We start from the raw sequence: 26,172 nt of genomic DNA, 5'->3' as shown, positions 1-26,172 counted from the left end.
GTGATGATAACTACCCTTGTCTCCAACCATCTCCACCGCGAAGCCTGCCAGCAACTGCCGGACACCCAACGCAGTCAGCTAGGTCAATACATGACCTCCGCCGCCATTGCCCGCTTTATGGCCTCGCTGTTCCATTACCCGGAACAAGCCCGCTTGCTGGATGCTGGTGCAGGCACGGGTTCGCTGACCGCTGCTTTTTTGGACGCTGCCCTGCAACACGGCACAAGCACCGCAGTGGACGCATGGGAAATCGACCCCATCTTGCGCCGTTACCTGCAAACGACGCTGGAACAATACGTGCAACGCGGGCAAGGGCACATCACTACCCAATTACATTCCATTGATTTCATCGAAGACACCAGTTTTGCAGCACAAACAGGTATCGGCAAACGCTACACCCACGCCATCCTCAATCCGCCGTACAAGAAGATCAACACCCCGTCCCGCCACCGTCAACTCTTGCGTAAAGCCGGGATTGAAACCGTCAATCTATACACCGGCTTTGTTGCACTCGCCATCCTGCTGCTGGAAACCGGCGGCGAACTGGTTGCGATTATCCCGCGCTCGTTCTGCAACGGCAGCTATTACCGCCCGTTCCGTGAACTGTTGTTAAAACAGTGTGCTATTCGCCACATCCACCTGTTTGAAAGCCGCAGCAAAGCCTTCGGTGCAGACGACGTATTACAAGAAAACATCATCATCCATCTGCTCAAAAATGTGGAACAAGGGCAAGTCACCGTCTCGACTTCGCACGATGCCCGTTTCGCTGACTATCAGGAAACCTGCTTTGCCTTTACCAACATCGTCAAACCGAGCGATACCGAGCAATTCATCCACATCCCGACCAGCCATGCCGCAACAGATATTCCCGCAGTCAGTACCCATTCGTTGGTAGAACTGGGCTTGGAAGTTTGTACCGGCCCCGTGGTCGATTTCCGCCTGAAAGAATGCTGGAGCGCACAACCCGGCAACAACACCGTGCCTTTGCTCTACCCACACCATTTCAGCACCGGACAACTAGTTTGGCCTAAACTACACAAGAAACCCAACGCCCTGCACCTGCTACCAGCCTCCCGCAGATGGCTGATGCCAAATGGACATTACGTGCTGGTTAAACGCTTTTCCTCCAAGGAAGAACGCCGTCGTGTTGTCGCTTACCACCTGACACCGGAAATGCTGGGCAGTGAACTGATCGGCTTTGAAAACCACTGGAATATCTTTCACATTGGTAAAGCAGGGTTGGATGCAACACTGGCTAGTGGTTTGGCAACCTTCCTCAATTCGACTGTGCTGGATGATTGGTTCCGCGTATTTTCTGGGCATACGCAAGTTAATGCCACTGACTTACGTACCTTGCGTTACCCTAGCCGTGCCCAATTACTGGTACTCGGCGAATGCGCCGCCAGCTATGCCAGCCTTGACCAAACCACCATCGACCAACTGGTTGCAGCCCTATGACCACACAGCAAGAACGCATCAACGAGGCATTGCACATCCTCCAAGCCTTGGGGATGCCGAAAGAACAACTCAACGAACGCACCGCTATCACGTTGCTGGCACTGCTGAATTTACCTGCTGATAAGCAATGGCAACATGCCAGCAATTCACTGCTGGGTATTCGTGCCATACTGGATTTTGCCCGCCAACAAATGGCACGCAACTACGCCGAAAACACTCGCGAAAGTGTGCGCAAATACAGCGTCAAACAATTAGTAGCGGCAGGTGTTTTGCTGCACAACCCGGATAAACCCGACCGGGCAGTGAACAGCGCGGATAACTGCTATCAAGTCGAGGAACAAGCCCTTGTGCTGTTCCAACAGTTTGGCACAAAAAAGTGGGATGTCGCTTTAGGCAACTATTTGGCACAACGACAAACACTGGCTGACCAGTTTGCCCGCCACCGTGATATGCAGCGCATTCCTGTCACCATTCAGCAAGATCAAACGATTACCTTGAGTCCGGGCGCACATTCCGACCTGATTCGGCAGATTATTGAGATATTTGCCCCATATTTCGTACCCGGTGGCGAACTGGTATACGTGGGTGATACCGGCAGCAAATGGGGCTATTTCAACGAATCGCTGTTGCAATCATTGGGAGTTGAAGTCGGCAACCACGGCAAAATGCCTGACATCGTGCTCTATCACCGCGAGAAAAACTGGTTGATATTGGTCGAAGCCGTAACCAGCAGTGGCCCGGTAGACGGAATTCGCCACGCCGAACTTGCCAACTTGTTCAAATCAAGTTCGGCAGGCTTGGTTTACGTGACAGCCTTCCCTGACCGAGGCGAAATCCTGCGCAAGTTCTTGTCGGTAGTCGCATGGGAAACTGAAGTATGGTGTGCCAGCGATCCTTCGCATTTGATCCATTTCAATGGTGTGCGGTTTTTAGGGCCGTATACAAGTTAAGGGGATACCCGCCATAATCACAACCTTGACCCCGATACGGCGAACACGCATGTCCAACGACCTCAAGCAACGCAACAATCCTCTGCACGGCCTCACGCTGGAGGCGATACTCACCGCGCTGGTGGCGCATTTTGGTTGGGCGGAATTGGCGGAACGCATTCCTCTGCGTTGTTTCAGCATCGACCCCAGCATTAAATCCAGCCTGAAGTTTTTGCGTAAAACCCCGTGGGCACGCGAAAAAGTGGAAGGGCTTTACGGCTTCATGCAGCGTGAGATTCATCGCGCGGGCAAGAGCGACCCCACCGCTGACTAAATGTTGAAACACCTCCACGACCTCATTTTCCGCAATCGCTTCCATGCTTTGGGCGCACACTTTTACAGCGAATTCCAACCGCAGGGGCTGGAAAACCCGACGCTGGTATGCAGCAGTACAGAAGTCTTGCAGCAGTTGGGTTTGCACGCGGATGAAGTGAATACGGACTTATTCCTGCAAGTATTCAGCGGTAATGCGCTGTTGCCGGGGATGCAGCCATTGGCGCAGGATTATGCGGGGCATCAGTTTGGGCATTTCAACCCGTTCTTGGGGGATGGTCGCGCGGTATTGTTGGGTGAAGTGGAAACACCGGGCGGCATCGTTGACCTTTACCTGAAAGGTGTGGGCAAAACGCCGTATGCGCGGACTGCCGATGGGCGGGCGGGGTTGCGTGAATGCCAGCACGAATTCGATACCACGGAACAGTTGGCGGCTTTGGGTGTGCCGACCGCGCGGTGTTTGTGTGTTACTTCCGGTAGTCAGCAGGTGTACCGGCAAGGCTTTGAAGCGATGGCGATGGTGACGCGCATTGCCCCCAGTCATGTGCGTTTCGGCACGTTTGAAAATTATTTCTTCCAGAAAAACCCGGCGGCGTTGCGGCAGTTGGCGGATCATGTGATTGCCTGCCATTTCCCGGCGTGCGCGGCGGAAGGGGAGGCGCGTTATGCGACGTTTTTCCATGAGGTGGTGTTGCGCACTGCTCGCTTGATTGCGCATTGGCAGGCGGTGGGGTTTGTGCATGGGGTGATGAATACCGACAACCAGTCGATCCTCGGCATCACCTTGGATGTGGGTGCGAGCACGTTTACCCCGGCGCGTGATCCCTTGTGTGTTAGCCACCCGGACGATGAGCATGGGCGTTATGCTTTTGGGCAACAACCCGTGGTGGGTCTGTGGAACTGCAATGTGCTGGCGCGGGCACTTTCCCCGCTGATTACGGTGGATGCGTTACGCAGTGCTTTGCTGGCGTATGAGCCGGAATACCTGCGCCATTACGCCGCGCTCATCTCAGAATCTGACGGGGTGTAACACCAACTCCGCCAGCCGTTCGCGCACCAGCTCACTACCGCCGGTGCTATGGCACAATTGCCCCATCAGTACGCTAGGGTCTTGGCAGGAATCAATGGCTTTACCCATCACCGCATCAATGCAATAACGCCATTCTTCCAGCTCTGGTGAGGCGGATTGCGGCAAAAACGAACCACGGTATAGCGAAAAGGCTTCTTGGCTTTGTTGCTGGCGCAAGGCTTGCCAGACTTGAATGAAATCCGCCCACACCGGCATTTGTAAACGGTACGGGCGCGAACCGATTTGCCCATCCAGCAAACGCCGCAAATGCGACAGTTCCGCTTTCAACGTCGTGGTGGAAATAGGTTGATCGCCGTACAACGCCGCGTGGAAACCTTCGAGGCTCAAACCTTGCGGATTCAAGGCCAACAGACAAAGGATTTCCACTTGGCGCATGGGCAGGCTCAAGGGCTTACCCCTAAACAGAATGCGGGGCTGCCCCAGTGCATGGATTTCCAATTCAGCGCGGGGTAACTGCTGCGGCAAGCATCGCCCAATCGCACGCGCCAATTCGGTAACAGCCGCTTGCCCCAACGGTGTATGGCGATTCCATGTGGTAGACATATCCAACACACCCAGCACTTCGCCGGATTGCGGATGCGTAATCGGTGCGGCGTAACACACCCAATCATGCACAAAAGGCAGGTAATGTTCCGACGAAAACACCGTGACAGAACGCCGCAATTTCAACGCCAAACCCACCGCATTTGTGCCGACCGAGGCTTCATCCCATAAACCGCCAGCGGTAAAATTGACCGATTCCGCGCGGCTGCGCATGTGACGGCTGGAAAATGTCCATAATAAACGCCCTTGCGGATCGGCAATGGCTGCGACTAACTCGCCTTCATGGGCAAGTTGCATCATTTGTTCTTGTTCGCGTTGCGCGGCTAGGCACAGTTGGGACTCTTTCCAGCGTTGCAGCGTGGAATATTCATCGTCAGCAGGCGCGTGAACTTGGAGCGGATGGATGTGTTGAGCACTGCGCTGCCATGACGACATAATGTCATCACGGATACCGTCGCGTTTTACGAAGGGGCTGCCAGCAACAAAACGACTCCACTGTGTTTCAATGGTGCGCCGTCGCTGCGATAAACTGGTTGCCGAATCCTTAACTTGCTCCATACGCCTCCTCCAGCGTTCAGATTGCTATTGTTATAGCATTGATGAGCCTTGGCGCATAGCATCTGTTTTGGCGTGTGGGCTTGCGGTAATTGTTCCTGCTATTCAAGGAATAATATTGCATTCCATTGCTAATACGCTATTATTCCTTGAATAGCAGGAACAATGGTAATCCAGTATGGCAAGACCCCTGATCCCACTTCCCACCCCACAACAATCCGGCGCACTCACCCCCGAATTACTGGGGCAATTCATTCGCGCCAAGCGCACCCAATCCGGTTTACGGATTGACGATGCCGCCGCATTGCTTGGTGTTGCCAAGGATACTTTGAGCAAGCTGGAACGCGGGCATTCCGGCGTGCAACTTAGCACGCTGCTGCAAGTGCTCAACGGTCTTGGTATTGGGCTGAAAGTGGAGCCGTGGACAGAAGGTGGCGACGATGACTGGGTATGAACATCGTCTGCGGGTTTGCTTGGGGGAGCAGCCCATTGGTTTCCTGCTGGCAGATGCGCAAGGGCAATTGACGCTGGAATACACACCGGCATGGCAGGCCAGTGGTTTTGCCATTTCGCCGCATTTGCCGCTGACAAACACAGCGAATCATCAAGTGGTGCAACGTTTCCTGCGTAACTTGCTGCCCGAAGGTCAGGGTTTCGACATCCTGCTGGAAAACTACCAAATCAGCCGCGCCAATACCTTTGGGATTATCCGTGCTTTGGGGGCAGATACGCCGGGTGCATTGCAGTTTTTGCCTGAAACGCTTGAACCCATCCAGCCCGCCCACTTGCGCCCGATCTTGCTTGATGAATTGCTCGAGCGTCTCGACAATCAACCCGCCCGTAACCTGATTGTGTGGGATGGTCGCCCGCGCTTGTCGGTGGCTGGGGTTCAACATAAAATCAATGTGTTGGCGGATGCACAAGGCGGGCTGGCATTTGGTGAAGGCAGTTTGTGTTCCACCCATATCCTCAAATTCGAGCCAGCCAACCAGAACCATGTGGTGCTGAATGAATACCTGTTGATGCAGCTTGCTCAATCCATCGGTTTGCCCGTCGCAGCGGTGGAATTGCGGCGTTTCGGGCAGCATCGTGCGTTGCTGGTGACGCGCTTCGACCGCAAACGCCAGGGCGATATGGTATTGCGTCGCCATCTGATTGATGGTTGCCAAGCACTCGATTTGCCGCCCGAATACAAATACGAGCGCAATTTTGGTAACAGCCCCGATGTGGCGGCTATCCGTGACGGCGCAAGTTTGCCGCGTTTATTCGCCTTCTGCGCCCATTGCCGTTCGCCTGCACTTGCCCGCAAATACGTGCTGGACTGGGTGCTGTTCAATCTCATCATCAGCAATTGGGATGCGCACGGCAAAAACATCAGCTTTTTCGTCGGCAAAAACGGTATCGAACCCGCGCCTTGCTACGATCTGGTCAATATCGCGGTGTATCCCGAATACCAGCAGGAACTGGCGATGGCGTTGGGGGATGATTTCGATACTCGTATCTCCGCCTTTCAATTGGCAGATTTTGCCGCAAGTTGTGGTCTGTTGCGCTCATTGGTGCAGGCAACACTGACCGCCATGTGCAAGCAGGTTGTGGAACAATTGCCCCGCGTGTGGGCAGCGTGTGTATTGAAAACTCCAGCAGAACAGCAGTTTGCAGCAAACTTGCGGGATAGCATCCAGCAACAGACAAGCCGCTTGCTAGAACATGCGGGCATGATGCAGGATGTGGAGATTCAGTAGAATTCTTGGTAGGTCATGCTAAACATTCGCTAATGGATTCACGACATTCAGAAAGGTGAACTCGATAAAGTCTTTGGTATTCAGCGTGTACAACCCAACGACATCGTTGTCTCTCAGTGTTGCCGCCAGCGCGACATCAAAAATCTTTTTGCGGGTTTTCACCGTTGCCAGCAGTTCCAGCAAGGTATCCAACTGACTGGGCAACGGATGCGCGATCGTCACGCCCGTATCCATGTATTGCTGCACCACCCGCAAGGCAACAGGTAGAGGCAATGGCGATTCCAGTTTTGCCCAAGTAATCACGTTCAAAAACTCGACCAAAACTTGTGCAGGAATGCAGATAGTGAGATTGCCCGCGCTATCACGCTCATTCAGGACTTTTTCGACAAAGGCTTTCGCAGCTTTGTGAAAGGGTGCGTCAACATTGTGTGCGTACACCAGCAGGTTGGTATCCAGTGCGAACATATGGTTTACAAACCCCGTTCTGTATACATCTCATCCCGATCAGGCATCACATCGCTGCCCAAGCTGAAGGTTTCCGCCTTGAACGGTTTGTAAACGTGCGTAGCTTGTGGTGGCAAACGAGGTGTGAATGGCAAACCACGGTTTAACTCAATCTGCTTCAGGAACATGGTAATGGCTTGTGCGGTAGTCATGCCCAGTTGCGCCAATACCTGTTCAGCATTGGCTTTTAGCATGGGGTCGATGCGGGTAGTAATGACAGCGGTTCGGCTCATGGTGAAGTCTCCCAATAACGCATGAATGTATTCATATGTTATACATTTGACTGTATTTTACAATCATTTCATTGAATACTGATTACCACTCGAACCCATCGAATAGGCGTGATGTAATTCATTGCTGAACGCATAGCGCAACGATTATGATGAATCACACGAAGATTAACCGAGGTGTTGGATATGCAAATCACACTGGAGATACCCGAAGATTTCGGGCGTGACACACTTCCCGAACTGGAAAAACAAATCAAGCTGGAAGCAGGTATTGCACTGTTTCATGCAGGGAAAATATCTTCTGGACGCGCCTGTGAGTTTGCAGGCGTAGACCGCTACCGCTTTTACGAAGAATGCGCTAAACGCGATATTCCGGTGGTTAACTACGACCCTGGCGAACTCGAAGCGGAGTTGGAATATTTGCGTGGTTTGTGATGATTGTTGAGTAACGCGATAAAATCATGAAAACACTACCCTATCTCAACACTGACCTTGACCTGATTGCAGAGCAAGATTTGACACTTCTGGTTCAAGCGTTGGAATCTAGCGGTTTGTATTCATTGCACGCGGGTGTTCGTGATGACGGCAAATGGTTTGCAACGTTGGAAGTCAATGAACCGGCTGACGAGGCATTGCACCTGCGTCAGCCTGAACTGACCATCATAGCCATGCTTGATGCGATCGAAGCACTGGATGCTCCAGCCGGTGCTATTTGGGACGCTTGCATGACCAAAACATTGGACATCGGCTATCAATGCGGCGGGTTATGGGTCAGAAATAGGCTGACCAATGCAACCCTGACCCGTCTGACTGCTTTGGGGGTGGATGTGTATATCTCGCTGTATCCGTGCGAATCGGACAACTGAAGTATGAAAGGGCATCACCCCTTCACACAAACCACCTGCTTCAGCGTATGCAACACTTCCACCAAATCGCTTTGCGCCGCCATCACCTTATCAATCGGCTTGTAAGCCGACGGCGTTTCGTCAATCACTGCCTCATCCACGCGGCATTCCACCCCCGCAACAGCGCGTTTATGCTCCTCCAACGACACGCGGCGTTTCGCCTCAGTACGCGACATCACGCGCCCCGCGCCGTGGCTGCAACTGCAAAAGCTTTCGGCATTACCCAGCCCGCGCACGATGAACGATTTCGCCCCCATGCTGCCCGGAATAATCCCAAGCTGACCTTGTTGCGCACTCACCGCGCCTTTGCGCGTCACCCACACATCCTTGCCGTAATGGTGTTCGCGGCTGATGTAGTTGTGGTGGCAATTCACCGCCTCTACGTCCGCCGTGAACGGGATCGGCAACACCTCGCGGATCGCTTGCAAAGTACGCGCCATCATCAGCTCGCGGTTGGCTTGCGCGAAATCCTGTGCCCACGCTACCGCCTCCACGTAGTTACGGAAATGCGGGCTACCTTCGGGGATGTACGCCAAATCCTTATCCGGCAGGTGAATGAAATAGCGTTCCATGTCCTTTTTCGCCTGCTCGATAAAGTGTGTACCGATGGCATTCCCCACCCCGCGTGACCCGCTGTGCAACATCACCCACACGGTTTGCGTTTCATCCAAACACACCTCGATGAAATGGTTGCCCGTACCCAGCGTCCCCAAATGCTTCAAGTTATTGGTGTTTTTCAGGAACGGATGCTTCTCGCACAAACGCTGGAAACCCGCACTCAACGCCAACCATTTTTCCAGCACATCGTCCGGCGGCTCACCCCAGCTTCCAGTATCGCGTTTACCGCGAGTCGCCACGCGCCCATGCGGAACAACTTTTTCGATCTTGCTACGCATCGCCTCCAAGGAATCGGGCAAATCGGCTGCGGTCAAGGTGGTTTTCGCCGCCATCATCCCGCAACCCAAATCCACGCCCACCGCTGCCGGAATAATCGCCCCCACGGTCGGAATCACGCTGCCAATCGTTGCACCTTTCCCCAAATGCACATCCGGCATCGCCGCCACCCACTGGTGAATAAACGGCATCTGCGCAATGTTCAGCAATTGCTTTTTAGAGTTGTCGTCGAAAGGCACGCCTTTTGTCCACGCTTTAACGGGCGCGTGGCCTGCTTCGTGGAGGACTTCGTAGGGAGTGGCGGTAGTGCTCATGGTGTGTTCCTTGCTTGTCGTTAGTTACGCTGAAGTTATTGCAAGGGGTGTGCCAATGGCAAAACGGTGTCTAGAAGATTGAAAAACAATACTGTTTTTCATGTTTCGCTTTTATGCGGTTGGCATATTTCTATTTTTATAGATAGAAACCTATCGTTTTAGATTTCCGCCAACAGTTTCTCCGTCATCCGCGCCGCCTGCTCCCCATACCCACTACCAAACAAGTTGAAGTGGTTGAGAATGTGGTACAAGTTATACAACGTTTTGCGCACCGCATAGCCCGAATCCAACGCCCACGCTTCGTTATACGCCGCGTAAAAATCCGCCCCAAACCCACCAAACAGCTCGGTCATCGCAAGGTCGGTTTCACGATCACCGTAATACACCGCAGGGTCGTAAATCACCGGGCTGCCATCCGGCAAATACGCCAAATTCCCACCCCACAAATCGCCGTGCAACAGCGATGCCTCCGGCTGATAATCCGCAAACAATGCACCGATGCTCTCTTTCAAGCGCAACCCTTGCTCATAAGAACGCGGCGGATAGCCATTACGCCGCGCCCGTTCAAGCTGGAAACCCAGCCGTTCCTGTTGCCAGAACTGCACCCAATCATGCGTTTGGGTATTGCGCTGTGGGCTTGCGCCGATGGTATTGCTGCGAAACCAACCGTGTTGCGCGGCAGTATGACGGTGCATGGCAGCGAGTTGCGCCCCCGCTTGTTGCTGATCACCGTGCGCTTGCAGCGGCAAGTATTCCAGCAACAGATACGCTTGCTGCCCTTGCACCCCATAACCCAATGGCTCAGGTGTGCGCAGACTGGTACTGGCGCGAATGGCGTTCAATCCGTCCGCCTCTGCTGCAAACATTTCCAGCAATCCTGCTTGATTCACCTTGAGGAAATAGCGTCGACCATCGGCAAGCGTTACTGTGCTGGTCTGGTTAATACAGCCACCACTGGCAACATCGACATGGGTAATTGCAATGCCTTGCCCAAGGTGTTGCTGAAGCATCGGTAAAATCAGGTCTATGCTGCTGGGTTTCATTACACTTAAACCGGAAATGACAGGAAGCACGCATTCTACTACAGGGGCGCAGCTACTACCGACTGACCACCTCACAAATCATTCACGTTAATACACTTTTCGCATTAAGATGCTGGACTCACTGTTAGCAACCGCTTGAAACCGCACATACAAACCTTTTGCCGGACAACCCCAGTCTCTATAGAATGGAAACAGCACCTTTCCATGCGGAATACCTAATATGCAAATCACAATGGACATCCCCGAATACTTCGGTCTGGATAAAACCAAGCCGGAAATCGTTAGCACCCTCAAGCTATACGCCGCCCTTGCGCTATTCCAAGCCGGAAAACTGTCAGCTGGTGCGGCAACCGAACTGGCAGGCGTTGACCGCTACACTTTTATGGCAGAGTGCAAAAAACACGACATTCCGACCATCAACTACACACCCGAAGACTTGGAAGCCGAATTAGCTGATTTTCGGTTAGCCTGCTGATGCTAGTTATTGCCGATACCTCACCACTGGTTGCCATAGCCGCTTGTGACGGCTTGAGCTGGCTGGACACTTTATTTGCAGAGGTTCGTGTACCTCCCGCCGTGTTTCAGGAAGCAACTGTTCAAGGCAAACCCCAAGCAGACAGGCTACGGCACTACTTGCAAGATAAAGTGTTGACGATTGACCTGCATGATTTCGTGATTACCACTGAAGGGCTGGGGAATGGTGAACTGCAAGCAATGGCGTTGTATAAAAAGCAACATGCTAACCGCTTGCTCATTGATGACTTACGGGCGCGGAAAGCGGCATTGCGTAACGACATTCACATTATCGGCAGCGTCGGTATCTTGCTGTTAGCCAAAGAAAATCAGCTAATCTCTACCATCAAACCGTATCTGCAAATTATTCAGCAAACCGACGCTCATCTCAGCGCCAAACTGATCGACAAAGCGTTAGTGATTGCTGGGGAATGATGCCAGCAAAAATGAAAACCACCGTCATCGGCATCCTCGGCTCGCGCCTTGACCACCAAGGCTTAGGCAAACGCCGCCATTCGCGCTGGCGACCTTCCGTCGGCATCCTCATGCACCCCGATTTTCCGGTGGATGAATTCGTGCTAATCCACCACGCAGACGAGGCCGAACTGGCGGGTATCACCCTTCGCGACATGCACGAACTTGCCCCCAACACGCGCCTCACCAGCCACGTCGTCAACTACAGCAACCCGTGGGATTTCGGCGAAGTTTACAGCCAGCTCCACGATTTCACCCGCCAGTACCGTTTCGACCCGGAACAAAACCACTACTACGTCCACATCACCACGGGTACGCACGTCGCACAAATCTGCCTGTTCCTGCTCACCGAAGCCAATTACATCCCCGGCAAGCTGCTACAAACATCGCCCAGCAAGGAAAGCACGCAAGGCACGCTGCAAATCATCGACCTCGACCTGTCGCGCTACGACCAGATTGCCAGCCGCTTCGAGCGCGAAGCACAGGAAGGCATGGCATACCTGAAAGGCGGCATCGACACCCGCAATCCCGCCTTCAACGCCATGATTGCGCAACTCGAACAAGTCTCGATCCGCTCCGCCGCGCCCATCCTGCTCACGGGTGCTACAGGTGTCGGCAAATCGCGCCTCGCCAAACGCATTTACGCGCTGAAAAAACAACGCGGGCAAGTCAGCGGCAAACTGGTCGAAGTCAACTGCGCCACCTTGCGCGGCGACAATGCCATGTCAGCCTTATTCGGGCATGTGAAAGGCGCGTTCACTGGCGCACTCACCGCCCGCACCGGCTTGCTGCGTGAAGCCGACAAGGGTTTGCTGTTTCTGGATGAAATCGGCGAACTGGGGCTGGACGAACAAGCAATGTTGTTACGCGCCATCGAAGACAAAGTATTCACCCCCTTCGGCAGCGACAAGGAAACCAGCAGCGATTTCCAACTGATTGCCGGAACCAACCGCGACCTGTTCCAGCGCGTGCGTGATGGCAAATTCCGCGAAGACTTGCTCGCACGCATCAATTTGTGGACGTATGAACTCCCCGGCCTACGCCACCGCCTCGAAGATTTGGAAGCGAATATCGAATACGAATTGCAGCAATTCACCCGCAAAGTCGGGCACAAAGTCAGCTTCAACAAAGCCGCCCGCGAACAATATCTCGCGTTTGCGCAAACCCCGGCTGCAACCTGGCGGGCAAATTTCCGCGACCTCAATTCCAGCATCACGCGCATGGCAACACTGGCGAATGGCGGACGCATTACTGAAGAAAGTGTGACGGAGGAAATCCGCCGCTTACGCTACGACTGGGGTAGTTTTCAGGAAGCGGCAGCCAGTAACAATAGCGATAGCGTATTGCGCGAATTCGTGGCGACTGAGGTGCTGGAAACTATCGACCATTTCGACCGGGTGCAATTGGCGGAAGTCATCCGCGTGTGCCGCACCGCCAAAAGTCTTGCAGACGCGGGGCGCAGTCTGTTCAACGTCAGCCGTACCCAACGCGCCAGCGCGAACGATTCGCACCGTCTGCGGGTGTATTTGCAGAAATACGGGCTAACCTTCCAGCAACTCACCTAAGCGGCGGAAATCCGCCAGCCTACCCCTAGGTATTCGGCGGAAATCCGCCGCTCATCGGCTTATCAAGCCTGCAAACCAACGAATGAAATTATATTAAGCTGTTGTTTATTAAATAAAATAAAAATATTTTTCAGCAATCAATGCCGTTGGCATGTTTCTTCCAATACAAATGGGGTGTTTAACCGTAATTCGTTTGGAGAGAGAGATGAAAAAGACACTGTTAACCCTGACTACCGCTGTTGCCCTTGGCTTGTTCAGCATGTATTCCTATGCTGCTGACCCCATCGTAATCAAGTTCAGCCACGTGGTTGCACCGGATACTCCAAAGGGCAAAGCGGCTGACAAGTTCAAAACACTGGCTGAAGAAAAAACCAAGGGCGCGGTCAAGGTTGAAGTTTACCCGAACAGCACCCTTTACAAAGACAAGGAAGAAATGGAAGCCCTGCAAATGGGTGCAGTCCAGATGCTCGCGCCATCACTGGCAAAGTTCGGCCCACTGGGCGTGAAAGAAATGGAAGTGTTTGACCTGCCTTACATTTTCCGTGGCTACGACGACCTGCATAAAGTCACCCAAGGCGAAGTTGGCAAAACTTTGTTGTCCAAACTCGAAGCCAAAGGCGTGAAAGGACTGGCGTTCTGGGATAACGGCTTCAAGATCATGAGCGCGAACAAACCACTGAAAGCCGTCGAAGACTACAAAGGCTTAAAGATGCGCATCCAGTCGTCCAAAGTGCTGGAAGCCGAAATGAAAGCCCTCGGCACTAACCCACAAGTAATCGCATTCGGCGAAACTTACCAAGCCCTGCAAACCGGCGTTGTGGACGGTACTGAAAACCCACCATCCAACCTGTTCACCCAGAAAATGCACGAAGTGCAGAAAAATGCCACCGTGACCAACCACGGCTACCTCGGCTATGCGGTCATCACCAACAAAGATTTCTGGGAAAAACTGCCAGAAGACGTGCGCAAAGGCTTGGATGAAGCGTTGAAAGAATCCACCGACTACGCCAACCAAATCGCCAAGGAAGAAAACGAAAAGGCACTGGAAGCGGTAAAAGCCTCTGGTAAAACCGAAGTCTACGTACCGACCGAAGACGAAACCAAAGCCATGCAAAAAGCCCTTGCACCTGTCCATGCCGAAATGGCAGAGCGGATTGGCAAGGAAACCATCGACGCGGTTTACGCTGCGACTGGGTTTGATCCGTCCAAATAATCCCGCTCATTCCTCCCCTGTAGAGACGCAAAATCTTGCGTCTCTACCTTTCCCCCTAATACATTTTGGAGGAGAAATGTATGAAGTGGCTCGATCATCTCGAAGAAATATTGATTACGTTTTTGATTGCTGCCGCCACGATTGTGATTTTTGTGGCAGTGGTGCATCGCTACGCCTCCGGTTTTCCGCTGGGTGCGTTTCAGGATTTTTTACTCGACATTAACATGGGCTGGGCGCAGGAACTGTGCATTATTATGTTCGTGTGGATGGCGAAATTTGGCGCGGCTTACGGGGTGCGTCAAGGCATTCACGTTGGGGTGGATGTGCTGGTGAATCGCTTGTCACCGGATAGGCAACGCATTATGACCAGCGTGGCACTTTCCGCCGGTATTTTGTTTACCGGGATTGTGGCTATGTTGGGTGCTCGCATGGTGTGGGAAAACGGGTTGGCGTATGTTGCCCTGAATGCGTTGGGGATGGATGCCGCTGGTCATTACGAAGGCCCCACCACCCCTGACCTCGAATGGCCGACATGGATAGTGTACATGGCTGTGCCGTTGGGTTCGTCCTTAATGTGCTTCCGTTTTGTGCAAGTGCTGCTGAATTTCTGGCGCACGGGCGATTTGCCCCACCACGACCACGGGCATGTGGACGGGTTGGATGAGCTTGAACCCTTCCCCGTCGTGGAGCAAAAACCATGAGCGCATTAATCATTTTTGGCTTGTTAATTATGCTGATGTTGACCGGGATGCCGATTTCAATCGCGCTCGGTCTGACGGTATTGACCTTCTTGTTTACCATGACATCTGTGCCGATTGAGGCGGTGGCGTTGAAGCTGTTCACCGGCATTGAGAAGTTCGAGATCATGGCGATTCCGTTTTTTATCCTCGCGGGCAATTTCCTCACGCACGGGGGGGTGGCGAAACGCATGATTGTGTTTGCCTCAGCCATGGTCGGGCATTGGCACGGCGGCTTGGGTTTGGCGGGCGTATTGGCTTGTGCGTTGTTCGCGGCAGTGTCCGGTTCTAGCCCTGCAACCGTGGTGGCGATTGGGGCAATTTTGCTGCCTGCGATGGTAAAAGCAGGTTTCCCTAAGCAATTTGGTGCGGGTGTTATTACCACGTCGGGTGCGTTGGGGATTTTGATTCCGCCGTCCATCGTGATGGTTATGTATTCGGTGGCAACCAATACCTCGGTGGGTGCGCTGTTCATGGCGGGGGTTGTCCCCGGCTTTTTGCTGGCGATGTTTTTGGGCTTAACCACTTGGCATCGGGCGCGGAAAAATAATTACCCGCGTCAACCTAAAGCCAGTTTTGCAATGCGTGCGAAAGCGTTCCGCGAGTCCATGTGGGGCTTATTGTTGATCGTGGTGGTGATGGGCGGGATTTACACCGGCATCTTCACCCCAACCGAAGCGGCGGCGATGAGTGCGGTGTATGCGTTTATCGTGGCGGTGTTCGTCTACAAGGACATGGGTTTGAAGGATGTGCCGAAAGTGCTGCTGAATTCTGCCAGCATGTCGGCGATGTTGCTGTACATCATCACCAACGCGGTCATGTTCTCGTTCATTATGACCAATGAGCAAATTCCACAATCCTTGGCGGAGTGGATGTTGGCGCAAGGCATGGGGCCGATCATCTTCCTGTTAGCGGTGAATGTGCTGCTGTTGATGGCGGGTAACTTCATGGAACCGTCCAGCATCGTGCTGATTTTCGCGCCGATTTTGTTCCCAATGGCGATGAAGCTGGGGATTGATCCGGTGCATTTCGGCATTCTGATGGTGGTAAATATGGAAGTGGGCATGTGCCATCCGCCGGTGGGTTTGAACCTGTACGTGGCGTCGGGGATTACCAAAATGGGGATTACCGAGCTGACCATTGCGGTCTGGCCTTGGTTGTTGACCATGTTGGGGTTCTTGGTGTTGGTCACGTATGTACCCGCCATCAGCTTGTGGTTGCCACGCTTGATGGGCATGTTGTAAGGAATCTATGATGAGTGAAATAAAACCGTTCCAAACCATTTTGTACGCCACCAATCTGGGCACGCACATGCGCCCAGTGTTCCGGCAGGCGATCAATTTGGCACGGATTCATAAGGCGAAAATCATTATGCTGCACGCGGTCGCGCCGATTGGTTCGACCGGAACAGCGATTTTGTCGATGTACATGCCGGGCAAGGAAATCCACGACATTGAGCAGGAAAGCATGAATCAAGTAATTGAAACCATGCGTGAACGCTTGAAAAACTACTGTGCCGAAGAGGATGACATCTGTAAGGATAAGGATGAATTGCTGGATAAAATCGTGGTCAGTGCGGGCAATCCGGCGGATGTGATTAACCATTACGCGGAAACCCACGGGGTGGATTTAATCGTGATCGGTAGCCATACGCGCCAAGCGAGTGGGCATACCATGCTGGGGTCAACGGCGCGGACGGTAACGCAACATAGCAAAGTGCCAGTGTTGATTATCCCGAATGGAGGGTAAACCTTTAAACGGTTGATGGATTGTAGAGACGCAAGATTTTGCGTCTCTACGGTTCAAGGTTTAATACGTGCCAACAGCACTTTGACCGAGTGGAATTTCTTCCAGCAACAAGGTTTTACCTTTCATAGTATCCGGTTTGGGCAAGCCCATCAGGTGTAATACCGTAGGGGCGAGGTTGCTTAAACCGCCTTCGGTCGACAATCGCCAGTTGGATTTGTCGATAATCAGGCACGGCACGGGGTAAACCGTGTGTTGCGGGTTGGGGCCGCCGGTTAACGGGTCAACGTATTCGTCGCAGTTGCCGTGGTCGGCGGTGACAATCACTGAGTAATCGCGTGCGATTGCTGCATCCAATACCCGTCCTGCTTCGTGATCAAGAACTTCCACGGCTTGGATAATGGCATCGCGAATCGCGGTGTGTCCCACCATATCGCCGTTGGCAAAATTCGCCACGATAAAGCAATATTTGTCGTTTTCAATTGCATCAATCACGGTGTCAGCGACTTGTTTCGCGCTCATTTCCGGTTGCTGATCGTAAGTTTCGACCTTGGGCGACGGGATTACCACGCGCTCTTCCCCGGCGTAAGTGCGTTCGCGTCCGCCGTTGAAAAAGAAGGTTACGTGGGCGTACTTTTCAGTTTCCGCGCAGTGCAATTGCTTTAAACCTGCCAGACTGATGATTTGTGCCAAATTGGTAGCAGGGCGTTCGGGCGGAAAAATAACTGGCGCAAGCAAGCGTTTGTCATATTCGGTCATGGTGGTGAGCGATACTGGCTCGAAGTCGCCCCGCTCAAAACCGTCAAAGTTTTCATCCGCAAGGGCTTTTGCCGTTTGGCGCGGGCGGTCATTGCGGAAGTTGAAAAACAATACGCTGTCATTGCTTTGGATGCGTTCGGCATTGGGCAGGATGCGCGGTTTAATAAATTCGTCAGTTTCCCCGGCGGCGTAAGCGTCATCCACTGCTTGCATCGCATCGGTTGCGGGTGTGCCAATACCGTGTACCATCGCATCCCACGCGACTTTGGTGCGTTCCCAGCGGTTGTCACGATCCATTGCGTAAAAGCGTCCGGTAATGGTGGCAATTTCCCCGCCAGTCATATCCATTACGTTCAATACATGGCGCAAAAACGATTTGGCAACATTCGGTGCGGTATCACGTCCGTCAGTAATAACGTGCAACACCGGTTTAACATTATGTTCCATGCACGCTTTGAGTAACGCAATCAGGTGGTTGAGGTGGCTATGCACTCCGCCATCGGAGACCAGCCCCAACAGGTGCAATGGGCGATTTTCACGCTTGGCATTATTGATGGCATTGATCAGAGAATGGTTGCGGGCAAAGCTGCCATCTTCAATCGCATCATCAATTCGCACTAAATCCTGCTTAAGAATCATGCCGCAACCAATGGTCATATGCCCGACTTCGGAGTTGCCCATCTGTCCATCCGGCAAGCCCACTGCACGCCCGGAAGCTTGCAGCGTGGTGTGCGGGTATCTGCCAAAATAGCTGTCAAGTTTCGGGGTATTAGCCTCGTGTACCGCATTGAACTTTTTGCTAGGGTTTACGCCAACACCATCCAGAATGAGTAAAATGGTGCGGCGGCGTGGTACAGTGGTTTGTCTCATGAGGTAGCCTCGTCGTTACAGTCTTGATTTTGCGACTTATTGTAACAGGTAATCGGTGGCTTTTCGCCGCCATTGTGATTACCCGCTGTTAAGGCGTACCAGTCAAAGTGGCGAGTTGCCAGCATCAACACCGCTAAGACCACGAAAATTAACACGCTGCCCATCAGCAAAGCGTTTTCTTCTGCCTGCAAAATCATATACAGCAAGGCGTAAAGCCCCGCCAAACCAGAGCCAAGCAGCAACCCCAATTTACGGCTGTGTAAAATGCTCCCGAAATACAGCGTCAATAACCCAGTGCTGGCGAATCCGGCGGTGGTGTAAGCCAGCCAGAAAGCCAAGTGTTCTGACAACGATACCAATAACAGGTAAAACACCAACAGCGCGAAGCCGACCAAAGTGTATTGCACCGGATGAATCGGGAGTTTTTTCAACAGTTCAAACAAAATCAACACCCCAAAGGTCAGCACAATGAACAATAAAGCGTATTTCACACTGCGTTCGGCTTGCTGGTAAACATCCACCGGCTGTAACAAGCTGAAACCCACTGCCCGATCCAGCAAGCTGGCGCACTCACCTTTACGGCATTGTTCCATCGCGCCACTGACGTTAAAAGAAAACGAAGAAGCGTGCCATTGTGCGCTAAAACCGCTGTCGCTGATCTCGCGCTTGCTGGGCAACAATTCACCCGTAAAGCTGGGGCTTGCCCAGTTGGATTGCAGTTTTACTTCGGTATCTTCCGAAAGCAGCGCGAAATTCATTGCCCGCATTCCGTTGAGTTCAAGGTCAAACGCAAATGCTAAACGACTCGGAGCATCCACGATTAATGCAGGCAGTTTGGCGTGCATTCCGGCGGCGGCATTGCTCCCGGATAAATTGCTGCCCGGTTGAAACGCCAGTGCAGAGCCTGACCATTGCAAACTGGGTGGGCGGGCAATGCCACGCTGATCACGCACCATGACTGACAGATACGGTTTTTCCCACTGAAATTTCTTATCAGGATTTTCCGCGAGTAAATCCAGTACCGCCTGATTATTGAATTCGCCGCTGACTTGCATGGCACTGTTGTAGACCGGCACGCCGTAAATGCCGCGAGAACGCACGCTGCTATCGAGTTTGCTGTTAATCAGCAATTGCTTGGGTAACAGATGCAGTGCGTCGCTAAGTTTTTCCTCGTGCAGGGTTTCACGCACCACGCCTTTGGCATCTTTGGCGGTTTCTTTGCGGTTATAAGTGAGCGTGTAAGGAATCACCAGTACCGGGCCTGCGAGGGTTTGTTCCCCCGGCCAACTTTGCCCGATGCTTTGATAGGCTTGTTCACGCCAGCTTGCGCGTTCACTTACTAAATCGAGAATGACACTTTGCGGAATCAGCAAAAACACCATCAGAATCGCAATGGCGGCAAATTTGAGGTAAAAACGGCGGCTATGCATGGGAATCTCCTTGTTATGCGTGATTTGACCCACTATAAGCAGGTCAGGTGGAGATTCGATGCGGGGGATGTGGAAATGCCGTGTCAGTCAGTGCAGATTCGGTGCAATTGGCTGATTGGCGTGCTCAGAATAGGGTGAGCATTAACATGACGAACCCCAGTAGCGTCATGCCTAATACCCCGACCAGCGACAATGCGCCGAGAATCAGCGTGAATGGGTTTGCTAAGGTGCCAATGCTAATGTAAGAGCCGAGCAATTCCCGTGCTTCGCCTGCCATTGAGCCAATGCTCCACAAGCTTTTCGCCGACCCAAGAAAGCTCAGTTTTTGGGCTTGCCCTGCATGAATGCTTTGCACAGTTTCACGGATTTCACCTTTCGCGTCCTCCATCATGCGTCCGGCAATCGTGGGCAGGTCTTTGATTTCTTCCAACGCCCACCAAAACCGCAATAGGACTAAGACTGGCAGCAATAATACCCCAGTGACAATCAGGGAACTGCTGGCTGAGAATTGCTTGATGAAATACAGCCACACGAAAATCCAAATATCCAGCCCCAAGCCCAGCAGGGCGGCAAAGCGGATTTTGTCCGAAACGCTGTCTACCAGCGGCAATAGTTTTTGGAATAGTTCCAACAGGCGTTGTTTGGTGGAAGGTTGTTCCGTGGTGGTGGTTTCTACTTCTGACATACCAATCCCTTCAAATAATAGCCTTCGGGGAATGCCAAGCGTGTCGGATGGTCGGTGGCTTGATCCAACTTGTGGAGAATCCGCGCATCACATCCGGCATCGACAGCAGCATCAGCGACTATTTTCTGGAATAACGCGCTTTCCATCAAGCCCGAACAGGAAAAAGTGAATAATAAACCGCCCGGACGTAGCAATTTAAAGCCGAGTAAATTGATGTCTTTGTAACCGCGTGCAGCTTTTTCCAATTGGTTACGGCTTTCCGCAAACTTGGGTGGGTCAAGCACTACCACATCGAACTGACGGCCTTCGTTACGGTATTCGCGCAATAATTTGAACACATCACCGCAAATATTTTCCATACGATCAGCGGCGAAACCATTCAGTGTGGCGGCATCTGCGGCTAAATCCAAGGCTGGTTGGGAAGCGTCAATATTGGTAGCATGACTCGCGCCGCCGTGCAAAGCCGCAATCGAAAACCCGCCCGTGTAAGAAAAACAGTTTAAAACGGTTTTATCCTGCGCGTAGTGTTGCAACAAGCTGCGATTATCGCGTTGATCAAGGTAAAAGCCGGTTTTGTGACCATTGATAACGTCGACACGGTAATGGCGTTGATGCTCGTGAATATCAATAAATGGCGGCGGGGTTGCGCCGTTGAGTACGCCAACGGTGGTGGTTAACCCTTCCTTTTTACGCACTTCCACATCGGAACGTTCGTACACGCCCTGCGCCGGAATCAGGCTGAGTAAGGCTTCAGCGATGGTGTGTTTCCAATATTCCGCGCCAGCAGTGAGGGCTTGCATAATCAGCCAGTCGCCGAATACGTCAACCACCACACCGGGCAAACCGTCGGATTCGGCATTGATTAAACGGTAGCCTGAGCTGTGTTGTGGAATGCCCAATGCTTGCCGGTAAGCCAACGCTTGCTGAATGCGTTGCACGAAAAAATCGCGGTCAATGGTTGCATCAGTGAAAGACCACAACCGCACCTGAATTTGTGAAGCAGGCGACCATGCACCGATGCCGAGTAAATCACCGCTGGCAGTGCGTACTTCCACGCTTTCACCGGATAGTGGTTTGCCTTTGACTTTATCGACCGCGCCGGAAAATACCCACGGGTGATGGGCGCGGACGTTTTTATCGCGTCCGTGTTTGAGAATAACTTGTCCATTGACCACGGGGTTGGCTGCCTATTGGGTTTTTCGTAGGCAAAGTATACCGTAGTTCTGGGATTGTGGCGTGAGGTACGCACCAATAAAAAATCCCCGCCGGGGCGGGGATTTTTGAGCTGGAACAGTGAAAAGAATTACTTCTCAGCGTCCAACGCTTTCTTACGTTCTTGCGCTTCTTTGATGACCTGATCGGAAACCGATTTCGGGCAAGCCGCATAATGTGAGAATTCCATCGAGAACTGACCACGACCCGAAGTCATGGTACGCAGTGAACCGATGTAACCAAACATTTCAGACAGCGGCGCTTCTGCCTTAATGCGTGCACCGATAGGCGCGGCATCTTGGGATTTGATCATCGCACGGCGACGGTTCAAGTCACCGATTACGTCACCGACGTGAGAATCTGGTGCGAATACGTCAACTTTCATGATTGGCTCAAGAATTTGCGGGCCAGCTTTAGGCATGGTTTGACGGAAGCCGCCTTTCGCCGCAATTTCAAACGCAATGGCTGAGGAGTCAACCGCGTGGAAACCACCTTCGCGCAAGGTGAATTTCACGTCAACGACCGGGTAGCCAGCGAGTGGACCTTTGCCCATGCTGTCTTTGAAACCTTTGTCGACCGCAGGCCAGAATTCGCGTGGTACGGAACCACCAACGACCACGGATTCAAACACATAACCCGTACCTGGTTCACCCGGCTCGATGGTGTAGTCGATCTTACCGTATTGACCAGAACCACCGGACTGCTTCTTGTGGGTATAGCTGTCTTCAACGCGCTGGGTAATGGATTCGCGGTAAGCAACCTGTGGTTTACCGACGTTAACTTCCACACCGTGAGTACGCAGCAAGATGTCGACTTTGATGTCCAAGTGCAATTCGCCCATGCCTTTGAGGATGGTTTCATTGGTTTCTTGGTCAGTTTCAATGCGGAAAGACGGGTCTTCTTTCGCCATTTTGTTGAGGGCGATACCCATTTTTTCTGCACCGGCTTTGTTCTTCGGTGAGATAGCGATGGAGATAACCGGATCAGGGAACACCATCGGTTCAAGTGTCGCTGGGCTTTTCGGGTCACACAAGGTATGACCAGTCTGTACGTTTTTCAGACCAACCAGTGCGATAATGTCACCGGCTTGCGCGAAGTCGATGGAATTCGCATCATCCGCGTGCATTTCCACCATGCGCCCAACCCGTTCGGTTTTGCCGGTGAAAGTGTTGAGGATGGTGTCGCCGGTTTTCAGCGTACCAGAATAAATACGGGTAAAGGTCAATGCGCCGTATTTGTCGTCCATGATTTTGAACGCCAAAGCACGCAGCGGACGGTTCGCATCAACGATAGCGAATTCGCCAGTCGGGTTACCTTCCAAGTCAACTTCAGGCTGTGGTTTTACGTCAATCGGGCTTGGCAGGTAGTCAACCACGCCGTCCAACACCAACTGCACGCCTTTGTTTTTAAAGGAAGAGCCAGCAAATGTTGGGAAGAAGTCCAAATTGATCGTGCCTTTGCGGATGCAACGCTTGATGTCTTCCAAGGCGGGTTCTTCACCACCGAGATACATTTCCATCAGGTCGTCGTCTTGCTCAACCGCCATTTCGATTAGCTTTTCACGCCATTCATCCACCAGAGCTTCCATATCTGCCGGAACGTCTTCAATGGTGTACTTCATCGGGTCACCGGAGCTGTCCCATACCCATGCTTTACGGGTTAACAGGTCAACCACACCCACGAAGTTGTCTTCCAGACCGATCGGTAATGTCATTGGCATGGGGCGTGCGCCGAGTACGTCTTCTACCTGTTTGACAACGCGGTAGTAGTCAGCACCAATACGGTCGAGTTTATTGATATAAATAACACGGGCAACGCCGGAGTCATTCGCATAACGCCAGTTGGTTTCTGATTGTGGCTCAACACCGCCGGAACCGCAGAATACGCCCACGCCGCCATCAAGAACTTTCAAGGAACGGTAAACTTCGATGGTGAAGTCAACGTGCCCTGGAGTGTCGATAACGTTGAAGCGGTGACCTTTCCAGAAACAGGTGGTCGCTGCCGACTGGATGGTGATCCCGCGCTCAGCTTCCTGCGCCATGAAGTCCATTGTCGATGCGCCATCATGAACTTCACCCAGCTTATGAATTTTGCCGGTGAGTTTCAGGATACGTTCGGTCGTGGTGGTTTTGCCCGCGTCAACGTGGGCGAAAATGCCGATATTCCGGTAAAGTGTTAAGTCAGTCATTTGTCCAGATCTCAAAGAAAAGCGCAAGAAGTTGCGGTAAGGGGGCGATTGTAAAACATCTTGAAGCATGGGGTAAGAGGAAATTCCAGTGTGTTGGGTGGCATTCAGCGTTTTTTCACACGTTAGTGCGATGATAAAGTGCTGATAGCACGGTTTTTGGTGATTATTTTTTGGTGATGCATAGGAAACGTACATGGCAATTTACGCGATTGGCGATCTTCAGGGTTGTTATAAACCCTTGCTGCGACTGCTGGATAAATTACGTTTTGACCCCGGTGCAGATACCTTGTGGTTCGCGGGTGATTTGGTGAATCGTGGTAAACATTCGCTGGAAACCTTGCGTTTGGTACGTTCGCTGGGGACTGCGGCGGTATCGGTATTGGGCAATCACGACATCAGTTTGTTGGCTGCATTTCACGGTTTGCGTAAGCCGCATAAAAGTCTTAAAGCCTTGGTGGAAGCCCCTGATTACCCTGAATTGATGCACTGGTTAGCGCAGCGTCCGGTATTGCATGTGGATGCGGCATTGGGGTATGCGCTGTGCCACGCGGGTATTTCACCCCAGTGGAATCTTACGACAGCGCAGGCGTGCGCTCGTGAAGTAAAGCAACACTTGGCAGCACCCAACCCCCACGAGTGGTTAACGCAAGTTTATGGCGATCAACCCGATAAGTGGGACGCGCAAGCAACGCTGTTTGAACGCCACCGTTACATTTTGAATGCGTTTACCCGAATGCGTTATTGCCGTTTGGATGGCAGTCTGGATTTTGATGCGAAAGGGCATCCCCGCGATTATTTGCCGACTGATATTAGAAAACTAACGCTGATACCGTGGTTTTTATACCCACAACGCCAGTCTTTGGGGGTAAAAGTTGTATTCGGGCATTGGTCCACTTTGGGATATTACAATGACGCGCAAGTGATTGCGTTGGATACTGGCTGCGTTTGGGGTGGGCAGTTAACCGCGATCAGGCTGGATTCTCCCAACTCCGTGCCATGCAGTGTGGCGTGTGACGATTATGCGTAGCTGGCGTGTGAGGTTTTTGTATGGTTTCTAATTTTCTCAATGGCATGACGCTGTTGCTGGTGTATCAACTGGTGGGCGAGGTGAGTACGCGCGTGCTGCATTTGCCCGTGCCGGGGCCAGTGTTGGGGATGATGTTGTTGTTTATCACCTTGTTATTGCGCAAGCGCGTGGAGCCGGTGGTGGAACCGGCAGCGAGTGCGTTGCTGAGCCATTTGTCACTGCTATTTGTACCGGCAGGAGTCGGTGTCATGGTACACGCGGGGCGCATGGGTGAGGCGTGGTTGCCGATTATTGCGGCTTTAGTGGTGGGGACACTCATTACGCTGGCGGTCACAGCGTTGGTGATGCAGGCAATGCAACGCTTGTTGGGCAAGGGGGCAGCGCGTGAATCCTGATACGCATTTGGAACAAATTTGGGTTTACCTGTCCGCTTCGCCGTTGTTTGGTTTGACCATGACCTTGATTGCTTACGGGATTGCTTACCGGGTGTATTTGTGGGGGAAGTCGAATCCTTTACTGAATCCGGTAGTGACGGCGGTGCTATTGCTGATTACCTTGTTGGTGCTGACGGATACCTCGTATCAGGATTATTTTGAAGGCGGGCAATTTGTGCATTTCCTGCTGGGGCCTGCAACGGTGGCGTTGGCGATTCCATTGTATCGGCAAGTGGGTAAGTTGAAAGCGTTATGGTTGCCGGTATTAGTTGCGCTGCTGGTGGGAGTAACGGTTGGCGGGATAAGTGCGGTAGGTATCGCGTGGCTATTGGGTGCGGATGCGCAAATTTTACTTTCACTTGCACCCAAATCTGTAACCGCTCCGGTGGCAATGGGGATTGCAGAACGTATCGGTGGCATCCCGTCGTTAACCGCCGTGCTGGTGGTAATGACGGGCGTTGTTGGGGCGGTGTTTGGCACGAAATGGTTTGATCTGTTGCGGATTCGTGATGATAGCGTGCGCGGTATCGCGATGGGGGTGGCGGCACACGGAATTGGCACGGCACGAGCGTTTCAGGTGAGTGCGGAAATGGGGGCGTTCGCGGGGTTGGCGATGGCATTGTCGGCGTTTACGGCTTCGGTGATTCTGCCTTGGTTGGTGAGCTGGATGCACTGAGCGCATCACAAAAAATGAACTTATTTCCACCCAATACCTCAAAACTGTAAGCCGCTGGTGGGGCACGCTTGTTTGGAGATTGCCCCGCCTTGGGGTATGATAA

General features: G+C 52.6%; 28 protein-coding genes. 18 read left to right on the top strand and 10 right to left on the bottom strand.

From position 1 onward, the window contains the following. The first annotated feature begins 3 nt into the window (after positions 1 to 3). The 4 genes from J9260_RS15100 to J9260_RS15085 are packed head-to-tail and all read left to right on the top strand — an operon-like array spanning position 4 to position 3,750. Entirely contained in the window at positions 4 to 1,458 is a 1,455-nt protein-coding gene (locus J9260_RS15100) for an Eco57I restriction-modification methylase domain-containing protein (RefSeq protein ID WP_246499785.1), read from the top strand. Further along, on the top strand, positions 1,455 to 2,408 hold the full coding sequence (locus J9260_RS15095; protein WP_210218541.1) for a BsuBI/PstI family type II restriction endonuclease: 954 nt from the start codon (positions 1,455 to 1,457) through the stop codon (positions 2,406 to 2,408). The genes J9260_RS15100 and J9260_RS15095 overlap by 4 nt, the downstream gene beginning before the upstream one ends. A gap of 49 nt (positions 2,409 to 2,457) precedes the next feature. Next, positions 2,458 to 2,721, top strand: a complete 264-nt coding sequence (locus J9260_RS15090; protein ID WP_210218540.1) for a VF530 family protein — start codon at positions 2,458 to 2,460, stop codon at positions 2,719 to 2,721. Continuing rightward, positions 2,722 to 3,750, top strand: a complete 1,029-nt coding sequence (locus J9260_RS15085; RefSeq protein ID WP_210218539.1) for a protein adenylyltransferase SelO family protein — start codon at positions 2,722 to 2,724, stop codon at positions 3,748 to 3,750. Here the strand turns inward: J9260_RS15085 and J9260_RS15080 are convergent. Next, a complete protein-coding gene (locus J9260_RS15080) occupies positions 3,730 to 4,911 on the bottom strand; it encodes a helix-turn-helix domain-containing protein (protein WP_202718686.1) in 1,182 nt (393 codons plus the stop codon). The genes J9260_RS15085 and J9260_RS15080 overlap by 21 nt on opposite strands. A 175-nt stretch (positions 4,912 to 5,086) precedes the next feature. Here J9260_RS15080 and J9260_RS15075 point away from each other — a divergent pair, with 175 nt between their 5' ends. Then, positions 5,087 to 5,362: a helix-turn-helix domain-containing protein gene (locus J9260_RS15075; RefSeq protein ID WP_210218538.1), complete on the top strand. Its 276-nt coding sequence runs from the start codon at positions 5,087 to 5,089 to the stop codon at positions 5,360 to 5,362. Further along, positions 5,349 to 6,650: a HipA domain-containing protein gene (locus tag J9260_RS15070; RefSeq protein ID WP_210218537.1), complete on the top strand. Its 1,302-nt coding sequence runs from the start codon at positions 5,349 to 5,351 to the stop codon at positions 6,648 to 6,650. The genes J9260_RS15075 and J9260_RS15070 overlap by 14 nt, the downstream gene beginning before the upstream one ends. An 18-nt stretch (positions 6,651 to 6,668) precedes the next feature. Here J9260_RS15070 and J9260_RS15065 read toward each other — a convergent pair whose 3' ends face one another. Together J9260_RS15065 and J9260_RS15060 are read right to left on the bottom strand one after the other, a co-directional pair. Beyond that, a complete protein-coding gene (locus tag J9260_RS15065; RefSeq protein ID WP_210218536.1) occupies positions 6,669 to 7,115 on the bottom strand; it encodes a type II toxin-antitoxin system VapC family toxin in 447 nt (148 codons plus the stop codon). Positions 7,116 to 7,120: 5 nt separating this feature from the next. Beyond that, positions 7,121 to 7,387, bottom strand: coding sequence for a type II toxin-antitoxin system RelB/DinJ family antitoxin (locus J9260_RS15060; RefSeq protein ID WP_210218535.1), 267 nt, complete (start codon positions 7,385 to 7,387; stop codon positions 7,121 to 7,123). Between the two features lie 183 nt (positions 7,388 to 7,570). Here J9260_RS15060 and J9260_RS15055 point away from each other — a divergent pair, with 183 nt between their 5' ends. Together J9260_RS15055 and J9260_RS15050 are read left to right on the top strand one after the other, a co-directional pair. After that, positions 7,571 to 7,819: a UPF0175 family protein gene (locus tag J9260_RS15055; RefSeq protein ID WP_210218534.1), complete on the top strand. Its 249-nt coding sequence runs from the start codon at positions 7,571 to 7,573 to the stop codon at positions 7,817 to 7,819. Positions 7,820 to 7,845: 26 nt separating this feature from the next. Then, positions 7,846 to 8,250: a hypothetical protein gene (locus J9260_RS15050; RefSeq protein WP_210218533.1), complete on the top strand. Its 405-nt coding sequence runs from the start codon at positions 7,846 to 7,848 to the stop codon at positions 8,248 to 8,250. Positions 8,251 to 8,264: 14 nt separating this feature from the next. Here J9260_RS15050 and J9260_RS15045 read toward each other — a convergent pair whose 3' ends face one another. Continuing rightward, positions 8,265 to 9,497, bottom strand: a complete 1,233-nt coding sequence (locus J9260_RS15045) for an RtcB family protein (RefSeq protein WP_210218532.1) — start codon at positions 9,495 to 9,497, stop codon at positions 8,265 to 8,267. A 158-nt stretch (positions 9,498 to 9,655) separates the two neighbouring features. After that, on the bottom strand, positions 9,656 to 10,540 hold the full coding sequence (locus J9260_RS15040) for a fructosamine kinase family protein (protein WP_210218531.1): 885 nt from the start codon (positions 10,538 to 10,540) through the stop codon (positions 9,656 to 9,658). Between the two features lie 220 nt (positions 10,541 to 10,760). On the opposite strand from J9260_RS15040, the gene J9260_RS15035 reads away from it, so the two are divergent. The 7 genes from J9260_RS15035 (at position 10,761) to J9260_RS15005 (ending at position 16,791) form a co-directional block, all read left to right on the top strand. Next, positions 10,761 to 11,015: a UPF0175 family protein gene (locus J9260_RS15035; protein ID WP_210218530.1), complete on the top strand. Its 255-nt coding sequence runs from the start codon at positions 10,761 to 10,763 to the stop codon at positions 11,013 to 11,015. Then, entirely contained in the window at positions 11,015 to 11,488 is a 474-nt protein-coding gene (locus J9260_RS15030) for a PIN domain-containing protein (RefSeq protein ID WP_210218529.1), read from the top strand. Before J9260_RS15035 ends, J9260_RS15030 begins: the two co-directional genes overlap by 1 nt. An 11-nt stretch (positions 11,489 to 11,499) precedes the next feature. Then, a complete protein-coding gene (rtcR, locus tag J9260_RS15025) occupies positions 11,500 to 13,092 on the top strand; it encodes an RNA repair transcriptional activator RtcR (protein ID WP_210218528.1) in 1,593 nt (530 codons plus the stop codon). A 205-nt stretch (positions 13,093 to 13,297) separates the two neighbouring features. Continuing rightward, a complete protein-coding gene (locus J9260_RS15020) occupies positions 13,298 to 14,305 on the top strand; it encodes a TRAP transporter substrate-binding protein (RefSeq protein WP_210218527.1) in 1,008 nt (335 codons plus the stop codon). Positions 14,306 to 14,385: 80 nt separating this feature from the next. Then, positions 14,386 to 15,006 (top strand): TRAP transporter small permease, encoded by a 621-nt coding sequence (locus J9260_RS15015; protein ID WP_210218526.1) that lies wholly within the window; start codon positions 14,386 to 14,388, stop codon positions 15,004 to 15,006. Next, positions 15,003 to 16,286, top strand: coding sequence for a TRAP transporter large permease (locus J9260_RS15010; protein ID WP_210218525.1), 1,284 nt, complete (start codon positions 15,003 to 15,005; stop codon positions 16,284 to 16,286). Before J9260_RS15015 ends, J9260_RS15010 begins: the two co-directional genes overlap by 4 nt. Positions 16,287 to 16,296: 10 nt before the next feature. Next, on the top strand, positions 16,297 to 16,791 hold the full coding sequence (locus J9260_RS15005; RefSeq protein ID WP_210218524.1) for a universal stress protein: 495 nt from the start codon (positions 16,297 to 16,299) through the stop codon (positions 16,789 to 16,791). Between the two features lie 60 nt (positions 16,792 to 16,851). Here J9260_RS15005 and gpmI read toward each other — a convergent pair whose 3' ends face one another. From gpmI to fusA, 5 genes are all read right to left on the bottom strand, one after another. Then, positions 16,852 to 18,417, bottom strand: a complete 1,566-nt coding sequence (gpmI, locus tag J9260_RS15000; protein ID WP_210218523.1) for a 2,3-bisphosphoglycerate-independent phosphoglycerate mutase — start codon at positions 18,415 to 18,417, stop codon at positions 16,852 to 16,854. Then, on the bottom strand, positions 18,414 to 19,847 hold the full coding sequence (creD, locus tag J9260_RS14995; protein WP_210218522.1) for a cell envelope integrity protein CreD: 1,434 nt from the start codon (positions 19,845 to 19,847) through the stop codon (positions 18,414 to 18,416). Before creD ends, gpmI begins: the two co-directional genes overlap by 4 nt. 124 nt (positions 19,848 to 19,971) lie before the next feature. Continuing rightward, a complete protein-coding gene (locus tag J9260_RS14990; RefSeq protein ID WP_210218521.1) occupies positions 19,972 to 20,532 on the bottom strand; it encodes a hypothetical protein in 561 nt (186 codons plus the stop codon). After that, on the bottom strand, positions 20,520 to 21,707 hold the full coding sequence (locus tag J9260_RS14985; RefSeq protein WP_210218520.1) for a class I SAM-dependent rRNA methyltransferase: 1,188 nt from the start codon (positions 21,705 to 21,707) through the stop codon (positions 20,520 to 20,522). Before J9260_RS14985 ends, J9260_RS14990 begins: the two co-directional genes overlap by 13 nt. 128 nt (positions 21,708 to 21,835) lie before the next feature. Further along, positions 21,836 to 23,932, bottom strand: coding sequence for an elongation factor G (gene fusA, locus J9260_RS14980; protein WP_210218519.1), 2,097 nt, complete (start codon positions 23,930 to 23,932; stop codon positions 21,836 to 21,838). 193 nt (positions 23,933 to 24,125) lie between these two features. Here fusA and J9260_RS14975 point away from each other — a divergent pair, with 193 nt between their 5' ends. Genes J9260_RS14975 through J9260_RS14965 form a run of 3 tightly spaced genes read left to right on the top strand, consistent with a single transcriptional unit; the run spans position 24,126 to position 26,069 of the window. Beyond that, on the top strand, positions 24,126 to 24,959 hold the full coding sequence (locus tag J9260_RS14975; RefSeq protein ID WP_210218518.1) for a symmetrical bis(5'-nucleosyl)-tetraphosphatase: 834 nt from the start codon (positions 24,126 to 24,128) through the stop codon (positions 24,957 to 24,959). Positions 24,960 to 24,979: 20 nt separating this feature from the next. After that, positions 24,980 to 25,354, top strand: a complete 375-nt coding sequence (locus tag J9260_RS14970; protein WP_210218517.1) for a CidA/LrgA family protein — start codon at positions 24,980 to 24,982, stop codon at positions 25,352 to 25,354. Next, positions 25,344 to 26,069: an LrgB family protein gene (locus J9260_RS14965; RefSeq protein ID WP_246499468.1), complete on the top strand. Its 726-nt coding sequence runs from the start codon at positions 25,344 to 25,346 to the stop codon at positions 26,067 to 26,069. Before J9260_RS14970 ends, J9260_RS14965 begins: the two co-directional genes overlap by 11 nt. Positions 26,070 to 26,172: the final 103 nt, after the last annotated feature.

Origin of the sequence: Thiothrix unzii (genome assembly GCF_017901175.1) — a bacterium.
GTDB lineage: Bacteria > Pseudomonadota > Gammaproteobacteria > Thiotrichales > Thiotrichaceae > Thiothrix > Thiothrix unzii.
Note: the sequence above shows the minus strand (reverse complement) of the source record. Positions and strands in the feature narration are given on the sequence as shown.

Excerpts from the sequence above, each read along its gene's own strand:
- J9260_RS15100 (WP_246499785.1), top strand. The coding sequence starts at position 4 with ATGATAACTACCCTTGTCTCCAACCATCTCCACCGCGAAGCCTGCCAG.
- J9260_RS15095 (WP_210218541.1), top strand. The coding sequence starts at position 1,455 with ATGACCACACAGCAAGAACGCATCAACGAGGCATTGCACATCCTCCAA.
- J9260_RS15090 (WP_210218540.1), top strand. The coding sequence starts at position 2,458 with ATGTCCAACGACCTCAAGCAACGCAACAATCCTCTGCACGGCCTCACG.
- J9260_RS15085 (WP_210218539.1), top strand. The coding sequence starts at position 2,722 with ATGTTGAAACACCTCCACGACCTCATTTTCCGCAATCGCTTCCATGCT.
- J9260_RS15080 (WP_202718686.1), bottom strand. The coding sequence starts at position 4,911 with ATGGAGCAAGTTAAGGATTCGGCAACCAGTTTATCGCAGCGACGGCGC.
- J9260_RS15075 (WP_210218538.1), top strand. The coding sequence starts at position 5,087 with ATGGCAAGACCCCTGATCCCACTTCCCACCCCACAACAATCCGGCGCA.
- J9260_RS15070 (WP_210218537.1), top strand. The coding sequence starts at position 5,349 with ATGACTGGGTATGAACATCGTCTGCGGGTTTGCTTGGGGGAGCAGCCC.
- J9260_RS15065 (WP_210218536.1), bottom strand. The coding sequence starts at position 7,115 with ATGTTCGCACTGGATACCAACCTGCTGGTGTACGCACACAATGTTGAC.
- J9260_RS15060 (WP_210218535.1), bottom strand. The coding sequence starts at position 7,387 with ATGAGCCGAACCGCTGTCATTACTACCCGCATCGACCCCATGCTAAAA.
- J9260_RS15055 (WP_210218534.1), top strand. The coding sequence starts at position 7,571 with ATGCAAATCACACTGGAGATACCCGAAGATTTCGGGCGTGACACACTT.
- J9260_RS15050 (WP_210218533.1), top strand. The coding sequence starts at position 7,846 with ATGAAAACACTACCCTATCTCAACACTGACCTTGACCTGATTGCAGAG.
- J9260_RS15045 (WP_210218532.1), bottom strand. The coding sequence starts at position 9,497 with ATGAGCACTACCGCCACTCCCTACGAAGTCCTCCACGAAGCAGGCCAC.
- J9260_RS15040 (WP_210218531.1), bottom strand. The coding sequence starts at position 10,540 with ATGAAACCCAGCAGCATAGACCTGATTTTACCGATGCTTCAGCAACAC.
- J9260_RS15035 (WP_210218530.1), top strand. The coding sequence starts at position 10,761 with ATGCAAATCACAATGGACATCCCCGAATACTTCGGTCTGGATAAAACC.
- J9260_RS15030 (WP_210218529.1), top strand. The coding sequence starts at position 11,015 with ATGCTAGTTATTGCCGATACCTCACCACTGGTTGCCATAGCCGCTTGT.
- rtcR (WP_210218528.1), top strand. The coding sequence starts at position 11,500 with ATGAAAACCACCGTCATCGGCATCCTCGGCTCGCGCCTTGACCACCAA.
- J9260_RS15020 (WP_210218527.1), top strand. The coding sequence starts at position 13,298 with ATGAAAAAGACACTGTTAACCCTGACTACCGCTGTTGCCCTTGGCTTG.
- J9260_RS15015 (WP_210218526.1), top strand. The coding sequence starts at position 14,386 with ATGAAGTGGCTCGATCATCTCGAAGAAATATTGATTACGTTTTTGATT.
- J9260_RS15010 (WP_210218525.1), top strand. The coding sequence starts at position 15,003 with ATGAGCGCATTAATCATTTTTGGCTTGTTAATTATGCTGATGTTGACC.
- J9260_RS15005 (WP_210218524.1), top strand. The coding sequence starts at position 16,297 with ATGAGTGAAATAAAACCGTTCCAAACCATTTTGTACGCCACCAATCTG.
- gpmI (WP_210218523.1), bottom strand. The coding sequence starts at position 18,417 with ATGAGACAAACCACTGTACCACGCCGCCGCACCATTTTACTCATTCTG.
- creD (WP_210218522.1), bottom strand. The coding sequence starts at position 19,847 with ATGCATAGCCGCCGTTTTTACCTCAAATTTGCCGCCATTGCGATTCTG.
- J9260_RS14990 (WP_210218521.1), bottom strand. The coding sequence starts at position 20,532 with ATGTCAGAAGTAGAAACCACCACCACGGAACAACCTTCCACCAAACAA.
- fusA (WP_210218519.1), bottom strand. The coding sequence starts at position 23,932 with ATGACTGACTTAACACTTTACCGGAATATCGGCATTTTCGCCCACGTT.
- J9260_RS14975 (WP_210218518.1), top strand. The coding sequence starts at position 24,126 with ATGGCAATTTACGCGATTGGCGATCTTCAGGGTTGTTATAAACCCTTG.
- J9260_RS14970 (WP_210218517.1), top strand. The coding sequence starts at position 24,980 with ATGGTTTCTAATTTTCTCAATGGCATGACGCTGTTGCTGGTGTATCAA.